Origin of the sequence: Mitsuokella jalaludinii DSM 13811 (assembly GCF_000702905.1) — a bacterium.
Classification (GTDB): domain Bacteria; phylum Bacillota; class Negativicutes; order Selenomonadales; family Selenomonadaceae; genus Mitsuokella; species Mitsuokella jalaludinii.
In genome coordinates this window covers 73,160-86,783 of record NZ_JNKR01000006.1, presented here as the reverse complement: position 1 = coordinate 86,783, position 13,624 = coordinate 73,160, and the positions used below count along the sequence as shown (strand labels likewise).

At 57.8% G+C, this 13,624-nt stretch carries 13 protein-coding genes, 1 tRNA gene and 1 rRNA gene; all 15 read right to left on the bottom strand.

Annotated elements, in window-relative coordinates:
• Positions 1 to 216 (bottom strand): 16S ribosomal RNA (locus tag T518_RS05385); the annotation flags it as partial.
• Positions 217 to 665: 449 nt separating this feature from the next.
• Positions 666 to 908, bottom strand: a complete 243-nt coding sequence (locus T518_RS05380; RefSeq protein ID WP_036376365.1) for a pro-sigmaK processing inhibitor BofA family protein — start codon at positions 906 to 908, stop codon at positions 666 to 668.
• Positions 908 to 1,504: a recombination mediator RecR gene (gene recR / locus T518_RS05375; RefSeq protein ID WP_036376362.1), complete on the bottom strand. Its 597-nt coding sequence runs from the start codon at positions 1,502 to 1,504 to the stop codon at positions 908 to 910. The genes T518_RS05380 and recR overlap by 1 nt, the downstream gene beginning before the upstream one ends.
• Positions 1,504 to 1,839 (bottom strand): YbaB/EbfC family nucleoid-associated protein, encoded by a 336-nt coding sequence (locus T518_RS05370; protein ID WP_005840407.1) that lies wholly within the window; start codon positions 1,837 to 1,839, stop codon positions 1,504 to 1,506. The genes recR and T518_RS05370 overlap by 1 nt, the downstream gene beginning before the upstream one ends.
• 219 nt (positions 1,840 to 2,058) lie before the next feature.
• Positions 2,059 to 3,849 (bottom strand): glycoside hydrolase family 9 protein, encoded by a 1,791-nt coding sequence (locus tag T518_RS05365; protein ID WP_036376359.1) that lies wholly within the window; start codon positions 3,847 to 3,849, stop codon positions 2,059 to 2,061.
• Positions 3,850 to 3,859: 10 nt separating this feature from the next.
• Positions 3,860 to 4,642, bottom strand: coding sequence for a beta-glucanase (bglS, locus tag T518_RS05360; protein WP_036376356.1), 783 nt, complete (start codon positions 4,640 to 4,642; stop codon positions 3,860 to 3,862).
• A gap of 56 nt (positions 4,643 to 4,698) precedes the next feature.
• Complete coding sequence (locus tag T518_RS05355; protein ID WP_036376353.1) at positions 4,699 to 6,114, bottom strand: 6-phospho-beta-glucosidase; 1,416 nt, start codon at positions 6,112 to 6,114, stop codon at positions 4,699 to 4,701.
• 21 nt (positions 6,115 to 6,135) lie between these two features.
• Positions 6,136 to 6,462: a PTS lactose/cellobiose transporter subunit IIA gene (locus T518_RS05350; protein WP_036376351.1), complete on the bottom strand. Its 327-nt coding sequence runs from the start codon at positions 6,460 to 6,462 to the stop codon at positions 6,136 to 6,138.
• Positions 6,463 to 6,515: 53 nt separating this feature from the next.
• Positions 6,516 to 6,818 (bottom strand): PTS sugar transporter subunit IIB, encoded by a 303-nt coding sequence (locus tag T518_RS05345; RefSeq protein ID WP_036376349.1) that lies wholly within the window; start codon positions 6,816 to 6,818, stop codon positions 6,516 to 6,518.
• 80 nt (positions 6,819 to 6,898) lie between these two features.
• Positions 6,899 to 8,398, bottom strand: a complete 1,500-nt coding sequence (locus tag T518_RS12200) for a hypothetical protein (RefSeq protein ID WP_036376347.1) — start codon at positions 8,396 to 8,398, stop codon at positions 6,899 to 6,901.
• A 105-nt stretch (positions 8,399 to 8,503) separates the two neighbouring features.
• Positions 8,504 to 9,853, bottom strand: a complete 1,350-nt coding sequence (locus T518_RS05335) for a PTS sugar transporter subunit IIC (protein ID WP_036376345.1) — start codon at positions 9,851 to 9,853, stop codon at positions 8,504 to 8,506.
• 78 nt (positions 9,854 to 9,931) lie between these two features.
• Positions 9,932 to 10,087, bottom strand: coding sequence for a hypothetical protein (locus T518_RS11965; protein WP_155948074.1), 156 nt, complete (start codon positions 10,085 to 10,087; stop codon positions 9,932 to 9,934).
• The gene (locus tag T518_RS05330; RefSeq protein ID WP_036376343.1) at positions 10,060 to 10,899 is read right to left on the bottom strand and encodes a MurR/RpiR family transcriptional regulator; all 840 of its coding nucleotides are present in this window, start codon (positions 10,897 to 10,899) and stop codon (positions 10,060 to 10,062) included. The genes T518_RS11965 and T518_RS05330 overlap by 28 nt, the downstream gene beginning before the upstream one ends.
• Positions 10,896 to 12,800, bottom strand: coding sequence for a DNA polymerase III subunit gamma/tau (gene dnaX / locus T518_RS05325; RefSeq protein WP_036376341.1), 1,905 nt, complete (start codon positions 12,798 to 12,800; stop codon positions 10,896 to 10,898). Before dnaX ends, T518_RS05330 begins: the two co-directional genes overlap by 4 nt.
• A gap of 676 nt (positions 12,801 to 13,476) precedes the next feature.
• Positions 13,477 to 13,568: transfer RNA gene (locus tag T518_RS05320), tRNA-Ser, on the bottom strand.
• Positions 13,569 to 13,624: the final 56 nt, after the last annotated feature.

The window sequence follows — 13,624 nt, the reverse complement described above, 5'->3', positions numbered from 1 at the left end:
CATCTTTAGTAGGATTCCCATGCGGAAACTCTACAACATTCGGTATTAGCAGTCCTTTCGAACTGTTGTCCCCATCTTTACGGCAGGTTGTCTACGCGTTACTCACCCGTTTGCCACTCGACTTTCAAAAGCAAGCTTTCAATCGTCTCGTACGACTTGCATGTGTTAAGCACGCCGCCAGCGTTCGTCCTGAGCCAGGATCAAACTCTCCATAAAATTTAGGAAAGCCTTGATTGGCTCTAATAATCTTTTTTGGCCTAGGCTTCGAATAAATCCAAAGCCTAGTAAAGAAATTGCCGATTGCTTATGTTCATAATCAATCGATGTTTTAAAAAACATCTGGCTTGAATCACAAATGATTCATGTTGCATTGTTTAGTTTTCAAAGAACAACTCTGTCTCTCGAAGCGCTTTGCTTCAAGCGACTTTTATATCTTATCGCATCGAGCGGAGCTTGTCAAGAAGTTTTTTCTTTCTTTTTTCAAGTTCTTTCGGCTCCTGCAATCCCCTGCCAGTCAAGGCTTCTGGGCTCTTGCCGGTGCCGTATCGCTCAGCGACTTGTACTATATTACAGGATGGCGGACGAGTTGTCAACAGCTTCTTTGAAAAAAATGCAAAAAGCTGTTGAATCCCTCATTTCTCCGCCCGCTGCACGCTCTCGAGCAATCAGAGATATGTGTAGAGCAGCACAGCGATGACGCCCGGCACGCCGAAGAAGCCGGCGACGAGCGCGCTCAGGAAGGTGATCTGCACCTTGACGGCCACGAGCTTGACAAACCAGAGCAGGATGGCGCCGACAATGCTGTTCGTGATCAGCTTCCAGACGAGATGAAGCGGCAGGGAGACAACTTTGCCGACGAGGCAAAGCACCACCAGGCCGATGGCAAATGCCGTTATGAACTCAAACATCAGATTTCCCTCCGATTCTCCATGGCCTTCGCGAGCGTCACCTCATCGGCGTACTCCAAGTCGCCGCCAATCGGCAGGCCGTGCGCGATGCGCGTGACCTTGATGCCGAGCGGCTTCAGGAGCTTGGCGATGTACATGGCCGTCGCCTCCCCTTCGACATTCGGGTTTGTCGCCATGATGACCTCTTTGACCGTATCGTCCTGCAGGCGGCCCAGGAGTTCCTTGATGCGGATGTCGGACGGTCCGACACCCTCTAAGGGTGACAACGCCCCGTGCAGGACATGATAGACGCCCTGGTAGTCGCGCATGCGCTCCATCGCCGCGACGTCCTGCGGCTGCTCGACGACGCAGATGACGGAGTGGTCGCGCTCATCCGAGCCGCAGATGGCGCAGGGATTCTGATCACTGAGGTTGAAGCAGGTATTGCAGTAGCCGATCTTCTCCTTGGCATCGACGATGGCCGCGGCCAGCGACCTCGCCTGAGCAGGGTCCATGTCGAGCACGTGATAAGCAAGACGCACTGCCGTCTTCTGGCCAATGCCCGGCAGTGCGCGAAAGTGCTCGATTAAGTTTGCCAAGGGTGCAATGTACTGCATCAGAGCAGTCCCGGCGGCAGACCGAGGCCGCTCGTCAGCTTGCCCATTTCCGACGCCATCATCTCGTCGACTTTCTTCGTCGCCTCATTGAAGGCAGCCGAGATGAGATCCTGCAGCATCTCGACGTCTTCCGGGTCGACAGCAGCCGGGTCGATCGTCAGGGACTGAACCTGCTTCTCACCGTTCATGACGATCTTGACAGCACCGCCGCCAGCCGTGACGTCGACGGTCTTGCGCTTGAGCTCGTCCTGCATCTTCTTCATCTCGTTCTGCATCTTCTGGACTTTCTTCATCATGCCGGCCATGTTGCCCATGTTGCCCATTCCACCAAACATAGATTACACCTCTCGTTCTCATGCGATCTGCATGCATCTTGATTATTCTCTAGATTAGACTATCAAATTAACGTGCGTCCGTCAACTCAAAACGGACTCCCCTGCCCCAAAAGACAGGAAAAAGCTATCCCGAGGGGAAATCGGGATAGCTCGTCCTGTCTTTTGAGACATCACATTTAAAAAGGGAATTTATGCAAGAAAGAGCATCGCGGGGGATACTCATTTCTTCGTGATAGGAGGGTAGCTGCGCTTTAGCTTCAGCATATCGATGTTCATCGCCTTCGGTTTGGCGAAGTACGAGAGCGCATAGGCTGCAGTGCCCGTGTAGTCGATGGCGTACTCATTCGTCGACCACGACGTCAGGACATCGAGGTACGACTTGGCCACAGGGATATGGCCGCTCTTGAGGTAGGCCGTCTGGTCAGGATCGCCGCCCGCGACCGCATTCGGACCGCCGACGATGAGGCCCGGGACATAGGCGCCCGTGCTTTCGTGGATGCGGTTGTGCGGATGCTCCGGCGGATTGTCGCCCATGCCAGTCGCGAAGCTCTTGTCGAGCGAATTGCGGCCGAAGAGGTAGTGGAGCTGGGAGAGAGCGCCCTCTACGTAAGCCGCGTTCGGCTGGATCTGGTTGGCCATGAGCAGGATGTCACCCTGCGTCAGCGCGTTCTTCGTGCTGCCCCAGGTGTACTCGGTCCTTGCGAGCGCACAGCCAAAGCCGTCGGACTCGATCTTCCTGGTGATGTCATCGGCGTAGCCGAGAAAGGCGGCCTTGACCTTTGCCTGCAGGGCAGGGTTGGCATTCTGCGCCTTGAGGTAAGCGAACTGGCCGAGTGCCAGCGTGTTGTCCCAGGTGAAGAAGCTCGGCTTCTGCGTGAAGCGGTCCGCAACGGACTGGAGGTACTTCTCGTACTTCTTGTCGCCCGTCGTGCGGAAGAGCTCTGCGGCGAGCCAGATGCGCTCCTCGATGTCCGTGCTCTTGTTGTACGGGCCCGAGCCACTCTCCTGGCCTTCGTCGACGCGGTAGATGGGGTTCTTCGTCTTGGCGAGGTAGCCCCAGATGCGCTCTGCGCTCTTGCGCATTGTCTCGCCATACGCCTTGTCAAACGGCGCGTAGATGCGCGAGGCGATGGCAAAGCTGGCGCCGCTCATCGCAGCGCTCGACGTGCAGCTGCCGAAGATGTAGCGCTCCTGCGTGTCAGTGTCCGGCGACTTGTCAAAGCCCGGCCACGCCAGGCCTGCAACCTTGTGGAACATGCTGCCGTCCTTGCGCTGCATCTTGCGCATCCAGTCGAGCTCGAACTGGACTTCCTGGAGCGCATCGGGAAGCTTTGTCTCTTCCTGCGTGCCCTTCGGGAAGAAAAGCTGGCCGCGCGTGAAGTGCGAGGGGTTTGCTTCATAGGCCAGCAGGAGCTCTGCGCTGCTGATGGCAGCCGTCGTCACGTACTTGCCGTAGTCGCCGGCATCATACCAGCCGCCGCTGACATCGAGGCGGTCACCCTTCTTGTTGAGCTTGTCCGTGAAGTAGACCTGTGCCTGGCGGTCCTGCGCATGGCCATCTTTGACCTTGAGGCCCGTCACAGGGTCGTCGATCGGCGTATTGCTGCGCGAGAGCGTGTACGAGCGCCACGTCTCGACGGCCGGCACGGCGTAGACATTGTCGCCGATCTCGAAGTCGTACGACTCGCGCGAGCCGACGCGCAGCTTGTAGGTACCCTCCTTGTTGAAGGAACTGAAGTCCGCCTTGCGCAGCGTCTCTTCTGACATCGCGTCCTTCTTGGCAGCGGAGAGCTTGCCCTCGTAGACCGTCTGGCCCATCTTCGCATCGACGAGCGAGAAATCCGTGTCGCCCGTATCGGTGACCATGGCCGTCTTGCTGTATCCATTCAGGTAGCCGACCTGATCGACGTGCATGCCGGCATCAGCGGCCTCGCTGAATCCTGGGAGGCCGCAAGTGCCGAGAAGGATCCCGCTGAGCACGAGCCAGCGGAGTTTCCTGCTCACCATCATCGCTGTCACCTCATTCCGCAAACGGCGTGTACTTGACCCACTGATACTCAGCCGTCAGCGGGAGGTTCTCGTCATTGAACGGCTTCAGCCATGAGTCAACACCCTTGCCGCACCATGCATTCATCATGATCTTGCCCTTCGTGCACGGCAGGTTTGCACCCTCGCGGCGGAAAACTTCCTTGCCGTCGACGAACCAGATGATCTTGTCCTTATGCCATTCAAAGGCGTACGTGTGGAAGTCATCCGACGCATCGAAGCCGAGGTCGATCATCTTCTCGTGGCCGCCGACGCCATTGCGGAAGTAATTGAGCTGGACCTTGGAGGTATCCTTGCCGAGGACCTCGAAGTCGATCTCATCCCACGGATCGCCGTCATACGGGCCTGTGTAAGTGAAGAACGAGGAGACGCAGCCGTCATTCTTGATGGCCTTCATGCTGACCTCGTAGCGGCCGTAGCCGTACGTCTTCTTGCTGCGGAACTCGCCGCCCGAATACGGGACCTTGTCCTGCGAGGAATCGTAGTCGATCGTCAGCTGCATCGTGCCGTCTTCGAACGTGACGTTGTCCTTGTGCCAGAATACGTTGAACGGATCACCGTTCGTCCAGCCGTCAGACGGCTCGAAGATAGCGGGCTGACCCTTCTTGAAGTCAACGGCAAAGGCGTCACTTGCCTGCGTCTCCGTTGCCGGCGTCGCATAGGCCATCGCCGGCGCTGCAAAATCCATCGAGACGGAGAGCGGTGCTGCGCAAGCCAGGAGCACGGCGGCAGCGATTGCTTTCTTGCGGATATCCATATCTATTCCTCCTGAATCTTTCCCATTCACGCATTGCGCATTGCCTGCCGTGCAGGTCAGTGCGCGAGGTCCTCGCCATTCGAGGCGATGACCTTCTTGTACCAGTAGAAGGACTTCTTGGGCTTGCGCGAAAGCGTGCCCTCGCCCTTGTTGTTCTTGTCGACGTAGATGAAGCCGTAGCGCTTCTCCATCTCGCCTGTGCTGGCCGAAACGAGGTCAATCGGTCCCCACGGGCAGTAGCCCATGAGCGTCACACCATCGAGCTCGATGGCCTTCTTCATCTCGGCGATGTGCGCGGCGAAGTAATTGATGCGCTCATCGTCCTGGACGAGGCCCGTCTCATCCGGCTGCTCGTGCAGGCCGATGCCGTTCTCGACGATCATCATCGGTAGCTCGTAGCGCTCAGCGAGTACGTCGAGCATGTAGCGCAGGCCGACCGGGTCGATCTGCCAGCCCCAGTCCGATGCCTTGACGAACGGGTTCGGGACTTCCTTGAAGGAATCCGTCTGCTCGTCGTAGGCGCGGACGAAGCTCATGTAGTACGACAGAGCGAAGTAGTCGACGCAGCCCTGTTCAAGGACAGCGAGATCATCGGGCTCCATCTTGATGTGGTAGCCCTTGTTCTCCCACTCCTTGAGAATGTAGGAAGGATAATGGCCGCGGCACTGGACGTCCGCGAAATAGAAGGTCTTATCCATTTCCTTGAGCGCTGCAATCTGATCCATCGGCTTGCACGTCTCAGGATAGACAGGCGACATCGCCATCATGCAGCCGATCTGGAAGTCCGGGTTGATCTTGTGGCCCTCGATGACGGCTTTTGCCGAAGCGAGGAACTCATGGTGGGCGACCTGATAGAGCACCTCGTGGCGGTCCTCACCCGGCTGATAGAGCACGCCGGAATTCGTGAAGGCCGTGAACGGCGTGTCGACGTCGCGCTGGTTGTTGATCTCGTTGAACGTCATCCAGTACTTGACCTTGTCCTTGTAGCGCTTGAAGACCGTGACAGCAAAGCGCACGAAGAAGTCGACGAGCTTGCGGTTGCGCCAACCGCCGTACTCCGTGACGAGGTGGTACGGCATCTCGAAGTGCGAGAGCGTGATGACCGGCTCCATGCCGTAGGCATGCATCGTGTCGAAGAGATCGTCGTAGAACTTCAGGCCCTCTTCATTCGGCTCCGTCTCGTCGCCGTTCGGGAAGATGCGCGTCCAGGCAATACTCGTGCGGAAGCACTTGAAGCCCATCTCAGCAAGCAGCGCAATGTCCTCTTTGTAGCGATGGTAGAAGTCGATGGCATCGTGATTCGGATAGACCTTGTCCGGCAAGACGCCGTCCGTGATCTCACGCGGCTTCCCCGGGCCGCCGACCGTCATGACGTCGGCAACGCTTATCCCCTTGCCGCCCTCTTTCCAGCCGCCTTCGAGCTGATGGGCAGCGACGGCGCCGCCCCATAAAAATCCCTTTGGAAATGGCATGATAAAACCTCCCTGCCTGACTCAGGCTTTTTTCTCGAGTGCCTCGATGCGCTTGTAGGCATCGATGAACTCGAGGGAAATCGTCTTGAACGCCTCTGCACTCATGAGCTGATCTTCTGCGTGCAGGATCAGCAGATTGACCGTGTTGCCCTCGCCAGAGGCCTCCTTCTGCAGCAGGCCTGCATGAGCGTCATGCCCTTCAATGAAAGCCTCGTCGCCTTCCTTGATCAACTTCTCGGCCTCTTCGTAGTCGCCCTTCTTCGCGGCCTGGATGGCCTCGATGTAGCAGCTGCGCGCCGTGCCGACGGACGAAATGATCTGGAATGCCGTGAGCTCTAATCCTTCCATGTCAATACCCCTTCTCTGAAATAAATGAAATAACTGCTTCGTCTGAACTGCAATCAGTCGTTCATGAGCTTGCGGGCAAGGGCGAGAGCGCCTTTGCCGTCCATGCGGCCGTACATGCGCATGTCGATCGCATCGACCGGAACATTCGGGATCTGCGCAGCGATCTTATTCTTCTGGAAGCGGATCTGGGGTCCGAGCAGGACGACATCGGCGTCAGCAGCCTTCGTAGCGGCCTCCGAAGCGGAGAACGCATCGATGGAGCACTCATAGCCATCGGCCTTGGCAGCTTCCTGCATCTTCTTGACGAGCATACTCGTGGACATTCCCGAAGCGCATAACAGTACAATCTTTTTCATGGTAAAAACTCCCTTTCTAGATACAATCATGATGTCAGTAAAAGTGATAGCAGCAAAGCATATCGCTTGGATATCGTTTATCAGAAGTGATAGTCGACCATCGTGCGGACGAAGTTGCGGTGGTACGTCTCGTTCTTGTGGCCGTACAGCGTGTTCTGTGCCGTTGCCATCTCATAGAACGTCTCCCACTCGATGTTCTTGGCCGGCACGTACTTGAAGCCGAGGATCCAGCCCTTCGAGCCCGGCTGCAGAGCGCCCCACTCCTTGTCACCGAAGATGCCGACGAGGTTGTTGATGTTGCGCGCGTAATTGTACCAGCGCGCGTAGAGCTGGAAGGAACCCGGGTCGTTGATGTTGGACCAGCGGTAGTTGAGGCGAAGTGCCGTGCAATCGTGCTTGTCGTACTTCGTCTCCGTGTAGCCATTTGCGCCCCACTCGCCGACCGTGTAATCCTGGCCATTCGTGCGCGCATAGTCACCGATCAGGAAGATGTTCTTCATGGGGTTCCACATCGCACTGAGGACAAAGCCGAGGCTACCGGCCGTGTTCCGATATTCCGACGGCGTCTCCGTGACCGTGTAGGTGCCGCTTGCATTGGCTGTTCCTTTCACGTCACCGTAATAGAGGGAAAGTGGTTTTTCATCATTGTTGAATTCGCCATAACCTTCCTGTTCCCAAGTATGACCATCTTTATTACTCAAAAAACCATGGAAGGTGCCGCCGCCTTTAAGGCTGCCCTTGATGTCTTTGATGGTAACATCTGTCCCCTCGACCTTGAAGGTCTTCGTCGTATCGTAGACGTTCTGACCCATCGACTCATGCTTGCCGATGTTCAGCTTGGCGATTGCCGCACTGATCTGCAAGCCGTGGCCGACCTGGCCCTGGACGCCAGCACCGTAGACGCTGAAGTCATAGCCTTTGTCCGTCGGCGTGAGGTAGAAGGCATTGGCCGTTAGTTTCGATTTCGGGATGGCCGTGCTGATGACGGCACCATCCGTCTCGTTGCCGAGCAGGATATTCTGGAAGCCAAGACCGCGCCATCTGCGGCCGATGTCGTAGTTGACGACGCCCGTCTTGCCTTCCGCCCAGACGCGCTGGATGACACCATCTTCATCGTCATGGCCATTGTGGGATTTGAGTGTGCCATCGGCCATGACATAATTCGCGTAGCGCGGGTTTGTCTCGCTCTCGAAGTTGAAGTTCCAGTCGTCATTAACCTTGAACTTGCCCTTGAGGTCGAGGTAAAAGCGGCGGTTGTCGTTGCGGTCAATGTAGCCCTTGATGTTGTCGTTATCCCAGCTGACGCGGCCGAAGCCGGAAATATGGACGCGGTCGAGCTCGCTCTTGACGCTCTTGCTCAGGCCGCTCAGCTGCTTCTTCTGGCTGCGCGTCTGATTCTTGAGCTGGCTGTTCTGGTGGCGGAGCTCCTTGATCTCTTTCTCCAGATTACTCTGCTGCTGCTCGAGCGCAGCGATGCGGCTGTCGATGTCCTGGGCCTGGTCAGTCGGGGCGGCGAAGGCCGTGCCCGTCAGGCTCATGGTAAGTCCAAGCAGAAGTGCTGTTGTCTTTTTCTGATTCATTGCAGAACATCCTCTTTCCTTCAAATTTTCTATTCTCTCTTCATGATTTCTCTTGTTCTCAGCGCTGCGCTGCAGCGCATTCCCCAGCCGCAGCGCAGCGATGGCTCACGGATTGATGGCAGATTCTGCCCTTCCCTGATTCTCTTTCTCTGCAGCGGCATCGGCCATCTCCTCTTTGAGGAAAGCACGGTCCTGTGCTTTGAGGAACGGGAAGTAGATAACCGTCGCGATGACGAGGTTGATGATCTGGATGACAGCGCCCTGCCAGCCGTCGAGCAGGAAGCCTGCGATGATCGGCGGCGGCGTCCACGGGACCTGGACTGCGCTGAGCGGAGCCATGAAGCCCGAGGCGATGGCACCGTATGTGATGAACATCGCGATGAGCGGGACGATGATGAACGGTACGAGCAGGTACGGATTGAATACGATCGGCAGGCCGAAGATGATCGGCTCATTGATGTTGAAGAGGCCCGGTACAAAGGCCATCTTCATCAGGGACTTGAGCTGGTCGGACTTGGCCGTGAAGATGCCGGAGATCAGGAGGCCGAGCGTCAGGCCGCAGCCGCCGCTCTTGACGAATACATCATTGATCTGCGTCGTGAAGATCTTAGCCTGCGGATTGTTGACGAGGGACATGCCCATGTCAAGGAGGTGCTGGTTGTCGAGCGAGTTGGCGATGAGCAGCGGGCTCACGACGCCACCGACGACGTTCGGGCCGTGGATACCGGCCCAGAACAGGATGCTCTGGAGGCCGACGATGATCGTGCCTCCTGCGAGCGAATCGGACAAGCCCTGCAGCGGCGTCTGGATGACCTTAAAGATGAGTTCCGGCAGCGTCGTCGCGCCGATGTAATGGCAGAGGCCATAGAGGACGGATGCGCTCGTGAAGAAGATCATACCCGGTACGAGTGCCGTGAATGCTTTCGCGACGCCCTGCGGGACGGCATCCGGCATCTTGATGCCGATGTGGTTCTTCTCGCAGTAGCAGAAGATGTAGGAGACGAAGAAAGAAACGAAGATGGCGGTGATGACGCCGTTGCTGCCCGCCCACGCCTTCGGGATGATGTCGCTGACTGTCTCGCCGCCCTTCGTCAGGATTGTCGGCGGCATCAGGATAAGGAAGGTCGACAGTGCGAGGATGGCGGCCATCATGGCATCGCAGCCTTCATTCTCGACGAACTTGTAGGTGATGGACAATACGACGATGAGTGCCAGCACACTGAACGTGCCACCTGCGACGGCGTTCAGCGGCGCCGTCCAGTCTGTCCCGAAAATCGACGCCATGAAGTCGGCGTATCCCGGGACTGGCAGGTTGGCCAGCAGCAGGAATACCGAACCACAGATGGTGAATGGCGTCGTCATGATGAAGCCATCACGAAGAGCTGCTACAGCGCGGATCTGAGCGAACTCCCCCATGATTTCGATAAACTTATCGAAAATCTCTTGTTTACTCATGTTCTCTCCTCTTTCCTTTGATATCCTCTCTATCTTTCTCTATCTTTATTCAGGAACCGGGGTTCCATTCCCCGTTCCTCACTGTGTCTTCACTATACCATCTGCCACAATCGCGTTCAATAAATCGAAATCAATAGGAAACGCGGTTCCAGAAAAGAGCATAAAAAAAACAGCGTCGTGAAACGCTGTTTCATATTCACCGATACTCAATAATGGAAGTGCTGGCTGAGCCACGACTCCTTCTCCTGCGCATTGTGGAAGTCGACACGCGTCATGAGCACGGCGAACAGGACATCCATGACGTACTTGGCGCCCATGAGGAAGACGCGCGGGCCGAGCGCCTCCATCGTCTTGACGGAGGCCACGGGGAAGGCGACATCGGCGAGCGAGCCGAGCGTCGAGTCCTTCTTGCCTGTGATCAGCAGGATGGGGTTGCCGCGCATCTTCAGCAGGCGCGCGATGTCGATGAGCATGCGGTTCTCGCCCGTGCGGCTGATCAGGAAGCCGACGTGGTCCTTAGGCGCACCCGTCGCCTGCAAATACTGCATCGTCATGGCAGGGTGCACCGTCGAGCACTTGTTGGCCATGATGAAGCCGGAGGCCGCCATGTTCGCAATATCGAGGTTGTTGTCCATCGCGTAGAAATCGATGTGCGCGGTCTTCGACAGGATAGCGAAGGCCCGGACGAAGTCGGCGGGGTCCAGCATGCGATACGTCTCCTGCATGGCGTCGATCTCGAGGCGCGTGACCTTCTCGAGGATGGAGTGGACGGAATCGCGGTCCGTCATGGAAAGCTCCATGCCACACGGACTCTCGATGTACTGGATCATCTGCGCGAGGAACTCGACGCGGAACTCCGTGTAGCCGCCAAAGCCGAGCTTCTGGCAGAAGCGCACGATGGCAGCAGAGCTCGTGTACGTCTTCTGGGCCAGCTGGCGCGTCGTCATGCTCGGCAGCAGGCGGGAGTGCTTCAACAGGTAATCGGCAATCGTCCGCTCTGAATCGGAAAATCCTTTTTTCTCTTGCAATTCCTTGATGAGGTTCATTCGTCTTCCTCCGTCGGCAGTGGCACGTCGCTGTCTTCTGGCAGGGGGATGGCGCCGTCCCCGTAGATGTCGGCACCATCGTCTGGTATTGGTGCGTCTTCCTGCGGCGCGTCAACCATCGCCATGCCGTCCACGCCGACGACATTGGCACCGAATACGTCAAAGGCTTTCTTGAGTGAAGCGCGCTCGTCGGGCGCGACTTCCTCGAGGATGGCGGCAGGCTCAGGCTTCTTCGCTGCCATCTCGCGCTTTGGCTCTGGCTTCGGCACGGCGGCAGGGCGCGGGCGCGGCGGCGTCCTCATCGGCGCATCTTCACCCAAGCAGACGAGGCGCAGTTCGCGGCCCGTGAGTTCCTGCAGGATGCGCTCGATGGTCTTGCGGTAATTGCGCATGACGAGCGAGGCCATGAGGCCGCTCTGCATGCGCATGTGGAACTGGCTGGCCGTCAGCCCCATGAAGCGGGCATTCTGGATGCAGGCGAGTATTGGCGCCTTGTGCTGGTCGCGAAGCGCCTGGAAGAGCTTGTTCCAGACCTGGAGCCCTGCTTCGTCAACAGAGGCGGGTTCCTCGGCCACGGCTGCCGCTGCCGGAGCGGCGGCCGGCACGGCAGGCGGCACCGTAGATGGCATGCTCGCAGCAGGAGCTGCTGAGGCAGGCTGGACGCGCCCCGCGCCTGCTGTCGCCTGCTTGAGCAGGGCTGTGACCTCGGCGAGCGCGGCCTCGAGCTTGGCGATGCGCGCCTCGTCGGCAGGATTGCGCGCGACGGCCTGCTGCACCTGGCCTGCTGGCTGCTCCTCTCTCTCTCCCTGCGAGGCGAGCTCAGGCCGACAGAGTTCCATCAGCGCGACCTCGACAGTGATGCGCGGCTGTGGCGACCACTTCATCTCCGTCATCGCCTCGTGCAGGCGCGCAATCATGCGCGGCAGGACATCGGGCACAAAGAGCTTGCCCTGCTGCTGCAGAACGTCCTGCGGCTCGGCGTAGAGATCCATCGCCTCGACGGTGCCGGCTGCCTGGAAGATCATGAGGCTGCGCAGGTGCAGCGAGAGCTCAGAGAGGACCTGCTTGAGGTCCTTGCCGTCACGCAGGAGCTCCGCGAGAATCTGTAAAACATCCTGCACATTGCGTGCGGCGAGCGCCTTCGTCATCTTGTAGATCCAGTCGTGGCCGACGAGGCCGAGAATCTGGCGCACGCGCTCCGCTGTAATGGTGCCGTCTGCAAGCGCTGCGCACTGGTCGAGGATGGAGAGCGCATCGCGCATGCCGCCGTCAGCCTGGATGGCAATCATAGAGAGTGCCTCATCCTCAGCCTCCATCTTCATCTCCTTGGCAATGTAGCGCAGGCGCCCCTCGATCTCTTCCACCGTGATGCGCTTGAAGTCGTAGCGCTGGCAGCGCGACTGGATTGTCGGCGGCACTTTATGAGCTTCCGTTGTCGCGAGGATAAAGACGACGTGCGCGGGCGGCTCCTCGAGCGTCTTGAGGAGCGCATTGAACGCCTCCGTCGTCAGCATGTGGACCTCATCAATGATGTAGACCTTATAGCGGCCGTCGACCGGCGCGAACTTGACCGTCTCTCGCAGATCGCGGATCTCGTCGATGCCGCGGTTGGATGCCGCATCGATCTCGAAGACGTCCATCGAAGAGCCCTCTGTGATCTTGCGGCACTGCTCGCACTGCCCGCAGGGCTCCGGTGTCGGCCCGTGCTCGCAGTTGAGCGCCTTCGCGAGGATCTTCGCCGTACTCGTCTTGCCCGTGCCGCGCGGGCCGGCAAAGAGGTACGCATGGCCGATGTGGCCGCTCGTGATGGCATTTGCCAGCGTCCGGCTGATATGCTCCTGCCCCACGAGGTCCTTGAAGGTCTGCGGCCTCCACTTCCGATACAGCGCAATATACGCCATCGCAATCTCTCTCCTCTCTTAATAGTTCCCACAATCTATTTCGCAGACATCGCAGGTCTGAGGCCCAGCTGGAGACGGCTGGGGACGGCTGACCAACGCTTCGCGCGATGTTTACCGAATCTTCTTCTCTTCAAACAAGCCGCCATGGAAGGGTATCCAACGTTCCGCGCAGCAGGCTGAAGCTCCACTTATGGATACCCTTCCATGGCTCAAGGCCGAGCACCGATGAGCATACAGCAGCACTGCTCGGACCGCCGGGGATGGATGACCATAAGAGGAGCTTTGACGCGCTGCGTAAAGAACGGATTTTTTTGCCCACGAAAATCCTTTCGAAAGAGCGTCGTTCAAACGAAGTGCGTTCAGCTCTTTCGGAAGGATGCATTGAAAGGCAAAAAATCTGTTTAGCAGCGCGTCACCGCGAAGCGTTGGTCAGCCATCCCCGGCGGCCTCCTCCATCGGCGCCTCCCTTCATCGAACTTGATCTTAATATAGTAAAAAAGCAGCCGTTTCTGGCTGCTCTCCATCCTTTTCCACGTCGAACCGCAGTTCCCAGGCGACCTCGCGGCACATGGAACGATTCGCTTAACGCTGCTTCCTTCCGGACCTGACGTGGTTCACGAGGCTCCATTGCGCAAGACCCAGGCACTGCGGCCCGACCTAAAAAAGGATATAAAAATGGCGGAGAGTGAGAGATTCGAACTCTCGATACAGGTTTCCCCGTATACACGCTTTCCAGGCGTGCTCCTTCAACCACTCGGACAACTCTCCACAATGCTCTACTATAAGAAGCTATTCAGTTTTGTTGCCCTGCCGCGTGATTGCCG